Source organism: Streptomyces sp. HUAS 31, assembly GCF_028198125.1.
GTDB lineage: Bacteria > Actinomycetota > Actinomycetes > Streptomycetales > Streptomycetaceae > Streptomyces > Streptomyces chartreusis.
Genome location: NZ_CP116353.1, coordinates 5,305,371 through 5,322,175, shown reverse-complemented (window position 1 = coordinate 5,322,175; position 16,805 = coordinate 5,305,371). Strand labels below are relative to the sequence as shown.

At 71.0% G+C, this 16,805-nt stretch carries 10 protein-coding genes; all 10 read right to left on the bottom strand.

What is annotated here, in order from left to right; translation table 11 throughout:
* Window positions 1-140 precede the first annotated feature (140 nt).
* On the bottom strand, window positions 141-1,346 hold the full coding sequence (locus tag PGH47_RS23725) for a DNA polymerase III subunit delta' (RefSeq protein ID WP_271665128.1): 1,206 nt from the start codon (window positions 1,344-1,346) through the stop codon (window positions 141-143).
* Window positions 1,347-1,541: 195 nt separating this feature from the next.
* Window positions 1,542-4,778, bottom strand: a complete 3,237-nt coding sequence (gene tmk, locus PGH47_RS23720; protein ID WP_271665127.1) for a dTMP kinase — start codon at window positions 4,776-4,778, stop codon at window positions 1,542-1,544.
* 167 nt (window positions 4,779-4,945) lie between these two features.
* Window positions 4,946-7,789 (bottom strand): type I DNA topoisomerase, encoded by a 2,844-nt coding sequence (gene topA, locus PGH47_RS23715; RefSeq protein WP_271665126.1) that lies wholly within the window; start codon window positions 7,787-7,789, stop codon window positions 4,946-4,948.
* Window positions 7,790-8,033: 244 nt separating this feature from the next.
* Window positions 8,034-8,231, bottom strand: coding sequence for a hypothetical protein (locus tag PGH47_RS23710; protein ID WP_269639765.1), 198 nt, complete (start codon window positions 8,229-8,231; stop codon window positions 8,034-8,036).
* A 186-nt stretch (window positions 8,232-8,417) separates the two neighbouring features.
* Window positions 8,418-10,472, bottom strand: a complete 2,055-nt coding sequence (locus tag PGH47_RS23705; RefSeq protein ID WP_271665125.1) for a serine/threonine-protein kinase — start codon at window positions 10,470-10,472, stop codon at window positions 8,418-8,420.
* A 192-nt stretch (window positions 10,473-10,664) separates the two neighbouring features.
* A complete protein-coding gene (locus PGH47_RS23700) occupies window positions 10,665-12,194 on the bottom strand; it encodes a class I SAM-dependent methyltransferase (RefSeq protein WP_271665124.1) in 1,530 nt (509 codons plus the stop codon).
* 96 nt (window positions 12,195-12,290) lie between these two features.
* Complete coding sequence (locus tag PGH47_RS23695; RefSeq protein WP_030954731.1) at window positions 12,291-12,905, bottom strand: hypothetical protein; 615 nt, start codon at window positions 12,903-12,905, stop codon at window positions 12,291-12,293.
* Between the two features lie 196 nt (window positions 12,906-13,101).
* The gene (locus tag PGH47_RS23690; protein WP_271665123.1) at window positions 13,102-15,507 is read right to left on the bottom strand and encodes a sodium-translocating pyrophosphatase; all 2,406 of its coding nucleotides are present in this window, start codon (window positions 15,505-15,507) and stop codon (window positions 13,102-13,104) included.
* Between the two features lie 327 nt (window positions 15,508-15,834).
* A complete protein-coding gene (locus PGH47_RS23685; RefSeq protein ID WP_107904607.1) occupies window positions 15,835-16,272 on the bottom strand; it encodes an ATP-binding protein in 438 nt (145 codons plus the stop codon).
* A 122-nt stretch (window positions 16,273-16,394) separates the two neighbouring features.
* Entirely contained in the window at window positions 16,395-16,736 is a 342-nt protein-coding gene (bldG, locus tag PGH47_RS23680) for an anti-sigma factor antagonist BldG (RefSeq protein ID WP_003975386.1), read from the bottom strand.
* Between the last annotated feature and the right edge of the window lie 69 nt (window positions 16,737-16,805).

The following is a 16,805-nucleotide window of genomic DNA, read 5'->3' as shown; positions in this document are numbered from 1 at the left end:
GCGTAACTCTGTGCAGCGGTTTAGATGCTCTCCGTGCATGTGGCGGCTCGTACGGATTACGCGGTCAACGCCTGTTGATCACATGCGTGGGGCCAGGTCGCGTGTCATGAGCGGCGCGGGCCGGGCGGCGCCGCGCTCCCTCAGCCCGCTCTCAACGCCATCGTCATCGCCTCCACCGCCAGCAGCGGCGCCACATTGCTCTCCAGCGCGTCCCGGCACGCGGCGATCGCCTCGATGCGGCGGAGTGTGGACTCCGGGGAGCTGTCCCGGGCGAGGCGCTCCAGGGCCTCCTCGGCGTCCATGTTGGCGAGGGCGATCCGCGAGCCGAGCTGGAGGGCGAGGACGTCGCGGTAGAAGGCGGTGAGGTCCGTCAGGGCGAGGTCGAGGCTGTCGCGCTGGGTGCGGGTACGGCGCCGCTTCTGCTTGTCCTCAAGGTCCTTCATCACGCCCGCCGTGCCGCGCGGCATCCTGCCGCCCTGGGCCGCGCCGAGCGCCGCCTTCAGCTCCTCGGTCTCCTTGACGTCGATCTCCTCGGCGAGCTGCTTGGCGTCCTCGGCGGCGGCGTCGACGAGTTCCTGGGCGGCCTTGAGGCAGGCACCGATCTCGCCGAGGCGCAGGGGCAGCTTCAGTACGGAGGCCCGGCGTTCGCGGGCCGCCGGGTCGGTGGCCAGGCGGCGGGCCCGGTCGACGTGTCCCTGGGTGGCGCGGGCCGCGGCGGCGGCGACGGCGGGCTCGATGCCCTCCCGCCGTACGAGCATGTCGGCGACGGCGTCGACCGAGGGCGTGCTCAGGTTCAGGTGGCGGCAGCGGGAGCGGATGGTGGGCAGGACGTCCTCCAGGGAGGGCGCGCAGAGCATCCAGACGGTGCGCGGGGCGGGCTCCTCCACTGCCTTCAGGACGGCGTTGGCCGACTTCTCGTTCAACCGCTCGGCGTCCTCGACCAGGATGATCTGCCAGCGGCCGTTCGCCGGCGAGGTGAACGACTTGCGGACGGTGTCCCGCATGTCGTCGGCAAGGATCTGGGTGCCGACGGCGGCGACGGTGGTGACGTCGGCGTGCGTGCCGACCAGCGCCGTATGGCAGCCGTCGCAGAAACCGCAGCCGGGGGCGCCGCCGAGTGCCCGGTCGGGGCTGACGCACTGCAACGCGGCGGCGAACGCCCGCGCGGTCTGATTCCGGCCCGCTCCGGGCGGCCCCGTGAACAACCAGGCGTGCGTCATCCTGGACGCCTCGGGCGGTGGGGCGGCGGTGGCGGCGGCGGTGACCAGGGCGTCGGCGTCCCGAGCGGCGGCGTCCAGCTGCTCGCTCACTCGTTCCTGGCCGACCAGGTCGTCCCACACGGTCATGGGTCACGCCCGCCTTTCGTCACACTTCACGTCGCGCGATCCATTGTGCGGGGCGGCACTGACAGTGGGTGCCGGCCGAGGGTGGGTGACGGTGGTCCGGCGACTGCGGCTCGGTGGGGGCCGGTCGCGCAGTTCCCCGCGCCCCTTGGGTGGGTGCGGTCACGCCAACACAGCCGTGACCGCACCCGGCCGACCTCAGCGCCGGCGACCCCGCCCCCGGCCGCCGCCGTCCTCGTCGTACTCGTCGTCGTGCGGGCCCAGCAGTTCGTCCGCCAGCGTCGGCAGGTCGTCCAGCGGGGTCTCCTCGGCCCAGTCGGAGCGTGCCCTGCGTCGCGGGGCGCCCGCCTCGTCGACCTGAGGCATCTCGCGCGTACGGGCGTCCTCGTCCCGGAAGTAGCCGGGCGGAACCCGGTCCCCGGGCTCGTCCGCCGGCACGGGAGGCAGTACGGCGGTCTCCTCCGCCGCACTCGGCGGCACCGGCGGCAGCACAGCCGTCTCATCGGCCGCCCCCGGCGGCACCGGCGGCAGCACCGCGGTCTCGTCCGCCGCGCTCGGCGGCACGGGAGGCAGTACGGCCGTCTCCTCCGCGGCGCTCGGCGGTACCGGCGGCTGCGGCAGCTTCGTCGTCACCTCGGATGCCGATTCCTTGGCGGGAGCGGCATCCGTCGCCGGCGGCTCCTCGTCGCGTACCGGGCGCAGCACGGTCGTCTCGTCGGAGGCGCCGCCCCGCGCCTGTTCCGGTGTCACGACGGGCGTGGGCACCGTCGCCGCGTCCTTGAATCCTGCCCCGGCCGCGGGCCCCGCCTGCTTCGGTCCCGCCTCCGCGGCAGCCGTCGCCTGCTCGGCCAGCCGTCGGGCCTCCTCGGCCCGCAGCAGGGCCTCCTCCGCCTTGCGCTGCTTCTCCAGGCGCCGTTCCTCGGCCTCGGCGCGGATCCGCGCCTCCTCCTCGGCCTGCTTGCGGCGGCGGTCCTCCTCGACCTTGCGGCGCGCTTCCTCCTCCGCGCGCACCTTCTCCTCCGCGAGGAGCCGCTGCCGCTCCTCCTCGGCACGCCGGGCGGCTTCCTCGGCACGCTGCCGGGCCTCCTCCGCCTGCCGTTCGGCCTCGCGCCGCTGCGCCTCCTCCAGCTCGCGCCGCTTGCGCTCCTCCTCCTCGGCGCGCAGCCGGGCGAGCTGCTCCTGGCGCTCACGCTCCAGGCGCTCCTCCTCGGCCTTGCGAGCGGCCTCTTCCTCGGCCTTGCGGCGGGCCTCCTCCTCGGCCTTGCGGCGCGCTTCCTCCTGCGCCTGGATCTCGGCCTCGGACAGCGGCAGCATCTGGTCGAGCCGGTGCCGGACGACCGTGGTGACCGCCTCGGGCTCCTGGCCCGCGTCCACCACCAGGTAGCGGCCGGGGTCGGCCGCGGCCAGCGTCAGGAAGCCGGAGCGCACGCGCGCGTGGAACTCCGCCGGCTCCGACTCCAGCCGGTCCGGCGCCTCGGTGAACCGCTCGCGGGCGATCTCCGGCGAGACGTCGAGCAGCACGGTCAGGTGGGGTACCAGTCCGTTCGTGGCCCAGCGGTTGATGCGGGCGATCTCCGTCGGCGACAGATCGCGGCCCGCGCCCTGGTAGGCGACCGAGGAGTCGATGTAGCGGTCGGAGATGACGACCGCGCCGCGCTCCAGGGCCGGGCGGACCACCGTGTCGACGTGCTCCGCGCGGTCGGCGGCGTACAGCAGCGCCTCCGCGCGGTGCGACAGACCGGCGCTCGACACGTCCAGCAGGATCGACCGCAGCCGCTTGCCGACCGGCGTGGCGCCCGGCTCACGCGTGACGACGACCTCGTGGCCCTTGCCGCGGATCCACTCCGCGAGCGCTTCGGCCTGGGTGGACTTCCCGGCGCCGTCGCCGCCCTCAAGGGCGATGAAGAAGCCGGACGCCGCGGGCACCTGCTCGGGGTCGTCCCCGCCGAGCACCGCGTCCCGCAGGTCCTGCCGCAGCGGCACGCCGGAACGGTCGTCGACCTTGGCCAGCACGAGCACGGCCACCGGCAGCAGCAGCGCGCCGACCAGCATCAGCGTGAACGCCGCGCCGCCGTGCGCGAAGACGAACTTGCCGCTCTCCAGCCGGTGCGGCCCGATCAGCGCGGCCACCAGCGGCGCGATCACCGCGCCGAGCGCCACGCACACCCGTACGACCGCGTGCAGGTGCTCCGTGGTACGCGGCTTGCGGAACTCCTCGGCCTCCTGGTCGAGCAGGGTGTGCCCGGTGTTGGCGGACACGCCCGCGCCGACCCCGGCGAGGGCGAGGATCAGCAAGACGGTGGTGACGTCCGGGACGAGGCCCGCGGCCAGCAGGGCGACGCCGGTGAAGGCGATCGCCAGCGCCAGCAGACGGCGCCGGGACAGGGCGGGCAGCAGGGCGGGGGCCGTACGGATGCCGACGACCACTCCGCCGGTCAGCGCGAGCACCATCAGGCCGTAGAGCACGGGCCCGCCGCCCAGGTCCTTGGCGTGCAGCACGGACACGGCGACCGCGGCGGCCACCGCGGCGGCGACGGCGGCACAGGCCGTCACCAGCAGCGCGATCGCGCCGGTACGGCCCTTGTCGACGCCCGAGCCGGTCTTCGGCCGGCGCAGACCCTCCAGCGGCGACCGCGCGCGCGGGGTGCGCGTGTCGGGCAGTTCCAGGAAGGTCACCACGGACAGGGACGCGGCGAACAGGCCGGCCGCGACGTACGAGGCGAGGGCCGCCTGGTGCTGCTCGAACCAGTCGAGCCCGGCGCCGAGCAGATTGTTCAGCAGGGCGGCGGCGACGAGTGCGGCGGCGGCCAGCGGGACCGCCATGAAGCTCGTGCGCAGCGACAGCCGGCGCAAGGCGTCCATGTGGTCCGGCAGCGGTCGTACCGTCGCGCCCTCGGGCGGCGGGGGCGGCACCAGCGCGGGCGCCGCGCTCTCCCGGCACACCGTCCAGAAACGCTCGGCGACGCCGGTCACGAAGACCGTCACCAGGAGGAACGCCAGCGCGTTGTCCGGCGTCCAGTCGATCCACAGGGGCGCGACGATCAGCAGGGCGGCCCGCAGTCCGTCGTTGACGACCATGGTCCAGCGCCGGTCGAGGGGGCCGTCCTGGGAGGTCAGCGACGTCAGCGGGCCGAGGAGTACGGCGCCGAAGAGGAGCGTGGCCAGGATGCGCACGCCGAAGACGGTCGCCACTGCGAATGCCACGCCCCGGTAGCCGCCGCCGAACGACCCCTCGGCGATCGCCGCCTGAAGGGCCAGCAGCACCAGGACCAGCAGGGCGAGGATGTCGCCGACACCCCCCACCAACTGCGCACTCCACAGCCGCTTGAGCTGCGGTCGGCGTAGCAGGGCACGGACAGCGCGCTCGCGGGAGTCCGCGGCAAGGGCGTCGTCGGGGGCCGGATTGGCGGCCGTTGGCTGCTCGGCACGGGTCATGCTTTCAGCCTATCGGGAGGCACCGACAGCCCGGTGCTCCCGCCCGAACGTACGCCCGCCCCGACACCAAACTGATGCCGAGGCGTTCGTTTTGCGAACCCGAGGTGAAGGACCCGGCCCTCAACCGGCCCCGGAAGGGGCTCGGTTGCGACCGGGATCCGCCGGGCTCAGTCCTCGCCGGACGAGTTCGAGGCCGCGGCCTTCTTCGTGGCGGTGGCCGTCTTCTTCGCCGTCGTCTTCTTCGCAGCCGTGGTCGTCTTCTTCGCCGCGGTCTTCTTGGCGGCCGTCTTCTTGGCCGGGGCGGCCTTCTTCGCCGCCGTCTTCTTCGCCGGGGCCTTCTTCGCCGTCTTCTTGGCGGGTCCCTTGGCACGCTTCTCGGCCAGCAGCTCGAAGCCGCGCTCCGGCGTGATCGTCTCGACGCTGTCGCCGGAGCGCAGGGTCGCGTTGGTCTCGCCGTCGGTCACGTACGGCCCGAAGCGACCGTCCTTGACGACGACCGGCTTCTCGCTCACCGGGTCGGTGCCCAGCTCCTTCAGCGGCGGCTTGGCGGCCGCGCGGCCACGCTGCTTGGGCTGGGCGTAGATCGCCTGCGCCTCCTCCAGCGTGATCGTGAACAGCTGCTCCTCGGCCTGGAGCGAGCGCGAGTCCGTGCCCTTCTTCAGGTACGGGCCGTAGCGGCCGTTCTGCGCGGTGATCTCCACGCCGTCCGCGTCGGTGCCCACGACCCGCGGCAGGGACATCAGCTTGAGCGCGTCCTCCAGCGTGACCGTGTCGAGCGACATGGACTTGAAGAGGGAGGCCGTGCGCGGCTTGACGGCGTTCTTGCCGGTCTTCGGGGTGCCCTCGGGGAGCACCTCGGTGACGTACGGGCCGTAGCGGCCGTCCCGGGCGATGATCTGGTGGCCCGTCTTCGGGTCGGCACCGAGCTCGAAGTCGCCGCTCGGCTTGGCGAGCAGCTCCTCGGCGAGCTCGACGCTCAGCTCGTCCGGAGCCAGGTCCTCGGGCACGTCCGCCCGCTGGTGGTTCTCGGAGTCCTTCTCGCCGCGCTCGATGTAGGGGCCGTAGCGGCCGACGCGCAGCACGATGTCGTTGCCCACCGGGAACGACGACACCTCGCGGGCGTCGATCGCGCCCAGGTCGGTCACCAGCTCCTTGAGGCCGCCGAGGTGGTCGCCGTCGCCGTTGCCCGCTTCGGCCGCGTTGCCGTTGTCGGTGCCCTCGCCGAAGTAGAAACGCTTCAGCCACGGCACGGACTGGGCCTCGCCGCGGGCGATGCGGTCGAGGTCGTCCTCCATCTTGGCGGTGAAGTCGTAGTCGACGAGCCGCCCGAAGTGCTTCTCCAGCAGGTTGACCACGGCGAAGGACAGGAAGGACGGGACGAGTGCCGTGCCCTTCTTGAAGACATAGCCGCGGTCGAGGATCGTGCCGATGATCGACGCGTACGTCGACGGGCGGCCGATCTCGCGCTCTTCGAGCTCCTTGACGAGGCTGGCCTCGGTGTAGCGGGCCGGGGGCTTGGTGGCGTGCCCGTCGACCGTGATCTCCTCGGCGCCGAGCCGGTCGCCCTCGCTGACCTGCGGCAGCCGGCGCTCGCGGTCGTCGAGCTCGGCGTTCGGGTCGTCGGCGCCCTCGACGTAGGCCTTGAGGAAGCCGTGGAAGGTGATCGTCTTGCCGGAGGCGCTGAACTCGACGTCCCGTCCGTCGGCAGCCGTGCCGCCGATCTTGACGGTGACGGAGTTACCGGTCGCGTCCTTCATCTGGGAGGCGACGGTCCGCTTCCAGATCAGCTCGTAGAGCTTGAACTGGTCACCGGTCAGACCGGTCTCGGCGGGCGTGCGGAAGCGGTCGCCGGAGGGGCGGATCGCCTCGTGCGCCTCCTGCGCGTTCTTGACCTTGCCGGCGTAGGTGCGCGGCTGCGGGGGCAGGTAGTCGGCGCCGTACAGCTGCGTGACCTGCGCACGGGCCGCGGCGACCGCGGTGTCGCTCAGCGTCGTGGAGTCCGTACGCATGTAGGTGATGTAGCCGTTCTCGTACAGCTTCTGCGCGACCTGCATGGTGGCCTTGGCGCCGAAGCCGAGCTTGCGGCTCGCCTCCTGCTGCATCGTCGTCGTACGGAACGGGGCGTACGGCGAGCGACGGTACGGCTTGGACTCGACGGACCGGACCGCGAACTGCGTCTGCTCCAGCGCGGCGGCGAGCGCGCGGGCGTTCGCCTCGTCGAGGTGGAGCGTGTTCGCGCTCTTGAGCTGCCCGAGGGAGTCGAAGTCGCGGCCCTGCGCCACACGCCTGCCGTCGACGGTCTGCAGGCGGGCGACCAGCGACGACGGGTCCGAGGAGTCCCCCGCGCGACCGGTCGAGAAGGTTCCCGTCAGGTCCCAGTACTCGGCCGAGCGGAACGCGATGCGCTCCCGCTCCCGCTCCACCACGAGGCGGGTGGCGACCGACTGGACGCGGCCGGCCGAGAGGCGCGGCATGACCTTCTTCCACAGGACCGGCGAGACCTCGTAGCCGTAGAGGCGGTCGAGGATACGGCGGGTCTCCTGGGCGTCGACGAGCTTCTGGTTGAGCTGGCGCGGGTTGGCCACGGCGGCCTGGATCGCGGACTTGGTGATCTCGTGGAAGACCATCCGCTTGACCGGGACCTTGGGCTTGAGCACCTCCTGGAGGTGCCAGGCGATGGCCTCGCCCTCGCGGTCCTCATCGGTGGCGAGGTAGAGCTCGTCGGATTCCTTCAGCAGGTCCTTGAGCTTCTTGACCTGGGCCCGCTTGTCGGCGTTGACCACATAGATCGGCTCAAAGTCGTGTTCGACGTCCACACCGAGGCGGCGGACCTCGCCGGTGTACTTCTCCGGCACCTCCGCGGCGCCGTTGGGAAGGTCGCGGATGTGCCCGACGCTCGCTTCGACTACGTAGCCGGGGCCCAGGTAGCCCTTGATCGTCTTCGCCTTGGCAGGCGACTCGACGATGACGAGTCGGCGGCCGCCCTGTGCGGTCTCGCTGGTCGGGGACAACTTCGCTCTTCTCTCCGGTCGACGCTGGGCCTCCCCAGGCCGTAGTCCCGGGGTCGGGTGGTGGTGACGCTGCGGAGTGTGACGGTACATCCCGCCCCGTTGTCAAACGGGAAAAGCCCGCAACGGCCACTCGAACGGTAACCCGACTTCCGCCATTCCTGCCGCCCGGAGTGCGCACAGGTCTTTTCGAGCCTTTCCGGAAGAGGCCCTGCCAATTAACGGCTGCCCAGCTCGCGGGCCGTTCTCAGAGGCGGGCGAAGCACCAGGTTCCGAGGATCAGCGCGATCATCGAGACAACGCCGGCGAGCGTCGCGGATGCGACGGGGTTCACACCGTGAGCGACGGGCTGACGCTGCCGTACCCGGACCGCGGTCCACACCAGCAGCCCGCCTCCGAACAGGGCGAACACGATCCCGGCGAAGAGTGCCGGTCCCCTTTCCATGGTTCCGCTTGCCCCTTTTCTCCCGTCAGCGGATGCCCAGCCCGGCGAGACTGGCACGCGCGGACGGCGCACAGACGAACCTCAGGTGAACGCGGGGCCGACATGGCTGTGGACTCCGGAGTCACTGCGGCCCCGGCAGCCACGGCGGCCTCCCGGCATCCTCCGCCCTCACCGGCCCCGTCCGGCTCAGACCGCGCCGGGCGCCGGTATCTTTCCGGTCGTCTCGGCGTTGTCGACCCGGCCGACCGTGCACACGGCCTTGTCGAAGCCCGCTTCCCAGTCCTCCTCGTCCGCGATCCAGCCGTAGACGGCCCGCTCCTCACCGGGCGCCCAGATCGCCTCGAATTTGTTCCGGCACAGCTTGGTGGCGTTGTCCGAACCGTTCTCGTGACTCATTTCGCCGGGTGCCTGAACCGTGCCTATGACCTGGTCGGTGTGGGGTTTGGCGCAGTCGATCAAGGGGGCGTTGTAACCGTCGCCCTCTTCCTCGTAGATCCAGCAGTCGCCGACACTCATCTGACCGACCCAGAGGTTCTCTCCGTCGTCACGGAAACCGCCCACTTCGCCGCCTATCGCGGCATGCCGGCCGAGTACGAGACATGCCGTACCGCTGTCGGCCGCGGCGAAGCCCTGCCGCGTCGGTACGACGGCGTAGGGCGCAGCGTCGGGCAGCGCGGCGGCGATCGTCCCGCTCTGCCGCTCGCAGCGCCGGGCGCCCTGTGCGCGGGCGTCGGCGAAGTCGGTGGCGGTGTCGACGGCCACGACCTGGCCGTCGGGCCAGTCGTCGGCGCAGTCCACGACGCCGAGGTTCGGCACCGACTCGAACGGCGTCCCGGACCACACCGCCCGCACGCAGTCACCCGTCTTCAGCGGCTCGGTGAGGCCCACGCCCTCGCCGTACGGATACACCGGGCCGGTCGGTGCCGGAGATGTTCGCGACGCGCTCGCCGCGGGTGACGCCTTCGTCGCCGAGTTCTTCCCGGCCCCTGTGTCTTCGCCGGTCAGCGACACGACGGCCCAGGTCCCACCGGCGACGACGAGCACGAGCCCCACGACGAGCGCAATGATCGCGGTGCGTTTCCCGGCGGCGCCGGCCGCGCTTCCGGGAGCGCCGGAGATACCGGTCGGGTACGACGGCGTGGTGGCGGCGGCCGCGCTCTGCGCGTACGGGCCCTGTGCGTAAGGGCCTTGCGCGTAGGGGTTGCCTGGGTCGAAGGGTGACTGCGGGGTGTTCGGGGTCGGCGGCGCGGCCGGTGTCTGCGGGGTGCCCGGCGTTTGCGGAGTGCCTGGTGCCGGCCCGAAACCGATGAGTGGCGGGCCGAACCCCACCGGCCCGGCGCCCACGTGAGGCCCCGCGCCCACGGTCGGCTCCGCCGCCCGCGCCACCCGCTCCAGCCCCCGGGCCACCGCCTCCGGTGCCGACCTGCGCACCGGGTCCTTCACCAGCAACCCCTGGAGCACCGGCGTCAGTTCGCCCGCGAGGACCGGCGGGGTCGGGTCCTCGCCGAGCAGGGCCGTGAGGGTGGCGTAGTCGCCGTGCCGGTCGAAGGGGCCGCGGCCCTCGACGGCGGCGTAGAGCGTGGCGCCGAGGGAGAACAGGTCGGCGGCCGGGGTGGGCGGCTCGCCGCGCGCGCGTTCCGGGGCGAGGTAGCCGGGTGTGCCGAGGATGCCCGCGGTGGCCGTGAGCCGGGGCTCGCGGGACTCGGGCTGGAGGGCGATGCCGTAGTCGGTGAGCAGCACGCGTGCGTGGGGGTCGCCCGAAGCGTCAGGGGCCAGAAGGATGTTGGCCGGTTTCACATCCCTGTGGAGGATGCCGATCCGGTGCCCGGCGGTCAGCGCGTCGAGCACGGCAAGCCCGACGCGGGCCGCCTGAGCGGGCGTCAGCGGCCCCGAACTCCGTACGACCGCCTGGAGATCCACCGCGTCCGGCACGTGCTCCATGACGATCCACGGCAGCCCCTCGTGCACCACCACGTCGTGCACCGTGGCCACATGCGGGTGCCCGCGCAGCCGTGCCGCGTGCCGGGCCTCGCTGCGGGCGCGGGCGACGCGCTGGCTCGTCTCACTCGCGTCCATCGGCGCGTCCGGAAGCGCGATCTCCTTCATCGCGACCTCGCAGGCCAACTCCTCGTCGTACGCGAGCCACACACGCCCCATGCCGCCCGCGCCGAGCGTCCGCACCAGCCGGTACCGCCCGTTGATGAGCCTGCCTCCGCCGTGATCCGGCGTCTCCCCCGCCATCACGCCTCCCCCCGGGACCGAGACGGCGCGCCTCCCCCGAGGACGCGTCGAGTCCGTCTCTTGAAGGTAGCTTCGCACCCACCACTGACAGGAGACCTTTTCAGGATCAATCCCGTCAGATCGGGCACTTGTGAATCAGAGGTGGCAAGCCACCTCAGGCGTGACGTGACGGGCGGGCGCCGCAGGGACGGATCACCGTGCCGGTTCGAGGAACCCCTGCTCCACCAGCAGCCGGATCTGGGCGGGCGTACGGTCGCGCAGCATCACCGGGTCCTCGCCCATCAGCTGGGCGATCGCGTCCAGGATGCGGCCCGCGCTGAGCGAGCCGTCGCACACGCCCGCGAAGCCCGCGCCGACCGTGTCCACCTGGGTGGCCCGGCGCATGCCCCGGTGCTGGCGCAGCACCACGTGCTCCGGGTCCTCGGCGCCGGGCAGCCCGACCTGTTCCTGCACGACCTCGGCGACGAGCCTGAAGTGGTCCTCCAGCAGGGCCGCGTCGTCCCGGGCACGCAGGTAGTCCAGCCGGGCGAAGTGCTGGCGGACGGTGTCGCCGAGCGGCTGCTCGACCGGGTGCGGCCACTCCTCCACGGTGATCGAGGGCACGGCGGCCGACGTCCTGCGCAGGGTGATCCACCCGAAGCCGACGGCCCTGACCTTGCGCGCCTCGAACTCGTCCAGCCACGCGTCGTACCGCGCCTGGTACTCGGCCGCGTCACCCCGGTGGTCACCGGCGTCCCTGAGCCACAGCTCGGCGTACTGCGTGACGTCCTGGACCTCGCGCTGCACGATCCACGCGTCGCACCCGCGCGGCACCCAGGAACGCAGCCTGTCCTGCCAGTCCTCCCCCGCGACGTGCTGCCAGTTGGCGAGGAACTGCGCGAACCCGCCCTCGTTCAGCCGCGTCCCCGCTCCCTGAACGATCGACCGGCACAGATCGTCCCCGCCCATCCCGCCGTCGCGGTACGTCAGTCGCGCGCCCGGCGAGATCACGAAGGGCGGGTTGGACACGATCAGGTCGTAGGTCTCGTCGTCCTTCAGCGGCTCGAACAGCGAGCCCTCCCGCAGATCCGCGGCGGGGGCGCCGGACAGCGCCAGCGTGAGCGCGGTGATGTGCAGTGCGCGCGGGTTGAGGTCGGTCGCCGTCACGCGCGTGGCGTGCTGCGCGGCGTGCAGGGCCTGGATGCCGGACCCGGTGCCGACGTCGAGGGCGGCGGAGACGGGCGTACGGACGGTGATGCCGGCGAGGGTCGTGGAGGCGCCGCCGACGCCGAGGACGACGCCCTCGTCCTTGCTGCCGATGCCTCCGGCACCGCCGACCGCGCAGCCGAGGTCGGACACGATGAACCAGTCCTCGCCGCCGGGCCCGCCGTAGGGCCGTACGTCGACTGTCGCGGCGATGTCGTCGTCGGACGCGCCGCCGACCCGGACCAGCCACCCGCTCTCCAGGCACGCGTCCACGGGCAGCACGTCCGCCACGCGCGCGTGCGCGACGGGCTGCTGCAGCAGGAAGAGCCGTACGAGCGCCTCCAGCGGCGTGTCTCCGCGGGTCGCCCGGAGCGCGGGCACGGTCTCGCTGCGGGCGAGCGCCGCGTACGCGGGCGCACCGAGCAGTTCGAGGAGCCCGTCGGCGGTGAAGGAGGCCCCGAGCAGGGCCTCCCTGAGCCGGGCGGCGACATCGGGGCGGTCGGAAGCGGGCAGGGAGGGCAGCGTGGAGTCACTCACGCCCTCATTGTGACCCGCGCCCGCCCCTGGAGTCGGCTCGAGCACCGGTGACCGGGGACGGCCCGGCCGCCGGTGACGCCGGCGGCCGTGGTCGGCTCAGCTGCCGGTGGCCCCGGCGGCGCCGGACGCCTCGGCGGCCTGCTTGCAGCCCTCCTGCGAGGTCAGCGCCTTCTTGGTGTCGCCGGACTCCAGCTTCTTCAGCGCCGTGACGGCGCTCTGGCGCTGGGTCTCCACCTGCTTCATCTCGGCGGACACGTCCTTCAGGCCGGAGGCGAACTTGCCCTGGTCCTTCGTGTCCAGCTTGTCGACCCGCTCCTTGAGGTCGGCGTAGGCCGCGGAGAGGGAGGTGAGCTTCTTGACGACGTCCTGCTGGACCTTCGCGCCGTTCTCCACGCCGGGAGGCGCCCCGGCGCCGCTGATGAGGCTCGCGCGCGCCTTGTAGCCCTCGGCGAGGTCCTGGAAGGCCTTGGAGTCGGCTTCCTGGAGCTCCTTGGGCGTGCTGGTGGTGTCCTTGGCCGCCTTGGTTATCGCGACGTAGGCCGCCGAGATCTTCGCGTTCTGGGCCGGCACCGCGTCGCAGACCTTCTTGGCCCAGGCGTCGAGTTCCTTGTTGCCCTCGTCGCTTGTGCATCCCGTCAGCGCCAGTACGAGTACCGCACCGCCGGACAGTGCGGCCGCGAGCTTCTTGTTCACCGGTTTGGTCCCTTCCATGGCTATCGGCCACGGGACCCTACACGTCGGATCGGGGAGGACACCTCGCCGCATGTGCCATCCATTGGCTTTTCATACTGTTTGCACCATGTGAGAGAAGGGTCACGGCAAGGGCGTGAACAGCAAGAGGCGGGGGGGCGGCACGTCCAATGCGCGCCGCCCGCCCGCCTCTTGAGCTGGGCCGTCGTAAAACCGCTTACGAGACCACAGCGGGATCGGCCGGCTTGGCCACCCTCTCGGCGTTGTCTTCGTCACCCACGGCGATGCCCCGCCGCTTGGAGACGTAGACCGCGCCTACGATCACGAGGGCCGAGACGACGGCGATCAGGACCCGCACGCCGACGCTCTTGTCCTCGCCGTAGCTGAACTGGATGACCGCGGGCGCGATGAGCAGTGCGACCAGGTTCATCACCTTCAGCAGCGGGTTGATCGCGGGACCGGCGGTGTCCTTGAAGGGGTCGCCGACCGTGTCGCCGATCACCGTCGCGGCGTGGGCCTCACTGCCCTTGCCACCGTGGTGACCGTCCTCGACGAGCTTCTTGGCGTTGTCCCACGCCCCTCCGGAGTTGGCGAGGAACACCGCCATGAGGGTGCCCGAGCCGATCGCGCCCGCGAGGAAGGCGCCCAGGGCACCGACGCCGAGCGTGAACCCGATGAAGATGGGCGCCATCACCGCGAGCAGTCCCGGCGTGGTGAGCTCGCGCAGGGCGTCCCGGGTGCAGATGTCGACGACCTTGCCGTACTCGGGCTTCTCCGAGTAGTCCATGATCCCGGGCCGCTCACGGAACTGCCGCCGCACCTCGTACACCACGGCACCCGCCGAACGCGACACTGCGTTGATGGCGAGACCCGAGAAGAGGAACACCACCGCCGCGCCCGCGATGAGGCCGACGAGGTTGTTGGGCTGCGAGATGTCCATGATCAGGTTCATGGGCGCGCCCTCGCCGCTGAGCTTCTCGCCCACGTCCCGTGCGCCGGTGGTGATGGCGTCGCGGTACGACCCGAAGAGCGCCGCTGCCGCCAGGACGGCGGTGGCGATGGCGATGCCCTTGGTGATGGCCTTGGTCGTGTTGCCGACCGCGTCCAGGTTGGTGAGCACCTGGGCGCCGGCGCCCTCGACGTCGCCGGACATCTCGGCGATGCCCTGCGCGTTGTCGGAGACCGGACCGAAGGTGTCCATGGCGACGATCACGCCGACCGTGGTGAGCAGACCGGTGCCGGCCAGCGCCACCGCGAACAGCGCGAGCATGATCGAGGTGCCGCCGAGCAGGAACGCCCCGTAGACGCCGAGGCCGATCAGCAGGGCGGTGTAGACGGCCGACTCGAGACCGATCGAGATACCGGCGAGGACGACGGTGGCAGGCCCCGTGAGCGAGGTCTTGCCGATGTCCTGCACCGGGCGGCGGTTGGTCTCGGTGAAGTAGCCGGTCAGCTGCTGGATGACAGCGGCCAGCACGATGCCGATCGCCACGGCGACGAGCGCGAGGATCCGCGGATCGCCGTCCTTGGCCGCGATGGCGGCGTCACCGATGCCGTCGAGGTCGGCGTACGACGACGGCAGGTAGGCGAACACGGCGATCGCGACCAGCACGATCGAGATCACCGCGGAGATGAAGAATCCGCGGTTGATCGCGGTCATGCCGCTGCGGTCGCTGCGCCGCGGTGCCACCGCGAAGATGCCGATCATCGCGGTGATCACGCCGATCGCGGGCACGATCAGCGGGAAGGCGAGCCCGGAGTCACCGAACGCCGCCGATCCGAGGATCAGTGCGGCGACCAGGGTCACGGCGTACGACTCGAACAGGTCGGCCGCCATGCCCGCGCAGTCGCCGACGTTGTCGCCCACGTTGTCGGCGATGGTCGCGGCATTGCGCGGGTCGTCCTCCGGAATGCCCTGTTCGACCTTTCCGACCAGGTCGGCGCCGACGTCGGCGGCCTTGGTGAAGATGCCGCCGCCGACACGCATGAACATCGCGATCAGCGCGGCACCGAGACCGAATCCTTCGAGCACCTTCGGCGCGTCGGCCGCGTACACCAGCACCACACAGGAGGCGCCGAGCAGACCGAGCCCCACTGTGAACATGCCGACGACGCCGCCCGTGCGGAAAGCGATCTTCATGGCTTTGTGCGAGACGGCGGTGAGATCCTTTTCCGGTTCACCTTCCGCAGGGGTCGCTTCCCGTGCCGCCGCGGCGACGCGCACATTGCTGCGCACGGCGAGCCACATGCCGATATAGCCGGTGGCTGCCGAGAACGCGGCGCCGATCAAGAAGAACACCGATCGGCCGATGCGCTGATTCCAGTCGTCCGCGGGCAGCAACATGAGCAGGAAGAACACGACGACGGCGAATACGCCGAGCGTGCGCAGCTGCCGGGCCAGATAGGCGTTGGCACCTTCCTGGATCGCCGTCGCGATCTTCTTCATGCTGTCGGTGCCCTCGCCCGCCGCGAGCACCTGGCGCACCAGGACTCCGGCGACCACGAGCGCTGCCAGTGCGACGACACCGATGATCGTGATGATGATCCGGTTGTCGTCGGTCAGCACTGCGGCTGCGAGGGTTGTGGGGTGGTCCAGCTGATGAGGGGTAGAAAGCCCCGCCATTCGTCCTCCTTGACGCTTGGGCTGAGCTCAAGATGTGGACGGATTCTAGGTACCGGAACCTGATCAAAACAGATGGCGGTAAACGGAATTGGCCTTCACATGCCGTTCAGCAAATGATCGACATCAAGCCACTGAACCCGAAAGTGCTAATGCCCTAAAACCATTGACGCCGACATTGACGCTTGATCAAATTATCGAGAGCTTGATCAATTATCGGAAGATCGATCGTGAATTCATTCACGAATTCCCCGGCGCCGGAGACAAAAACACGAAGGGCCCTGCTCAGCAGGGCCCTTCGTGTTGAGACGGACGGGTGAGGCTGTTCCCTCAGGGGAGCACCGCGGCCGGCGGTGTGGTCGGCCAGGTCATACGGATCAGGCCACCATGCTCCCCGGCGGAGACTTCGACGTCGTCGACGAGACCACTGATGACCGCGAGGCCCATCTCGTCCTCCTCGGCCTCCACCTCACCGTCGCCGCTTCCGGCGCCGGATGCCCGCTCGCCGGGAACGGAACGCGGCGCCTCGTCGCCGACCTCGATGGAGAACTGCTTCTCCTCCTCGATCAGCGACACCTTCACCGGCGCCGTGATGCCGACCATCTGGTGCAGTCCGACGGCCCGGGTGCAGGCCTCGCCCACGGCGAGTCTGACCTCGTCGAGGACGGCCTCGTCCACTCCGGCCCTGCGCGCCACCGCTGCCGCCACCAGTCGGGCGGTCCTGACGTGCTCGGGCAGCGCGCTGAAGCGGAGTTCAACGGTGGCCATGCATCCCCCTCGCAACTTCGGGCGTGCTGTCGGGGGGACCGGGCCGCCGAAAGCCCAGTCCCCCGTCCCTTTCAACTTCTGCCGCCCCGGGGCACGCTCAGGTGCGCCCCCGGGTCCGGTTGTCAGTCGGTTGCCGCTACCGCTTCCTCGACCGAGGTGTGGATCGGGAACACCTTGGTGAGGCCGGTGATGCGGAAGATCTTCAGAATGCGCTCCTGGTTGCACACCAGTCGCAGAGAGCCCTCATGGGCACGAACCCGCTTCAAGCCGCCGACCAGAACGCCGAGCCCGGTGGAGTCGAGGAAGTCCACGCCCTCCATGTCAACGACGAGGTGGAAACTCCCGTCGTTCACCAGCTCGACCAACTGTTCGCGCAACTTGGGCGCGGTATATACGTCGATTTCGCCACCGACCTCGACGACCGTACGATCGCCGACGGTACGGGTCGACAGGGACAGGTCCACGGATCCTCCAGCACCTTGCTATCGAGCGGTCGTCCCTCGGGACACCTCGGCTTGCAGTCCCAGGACGGT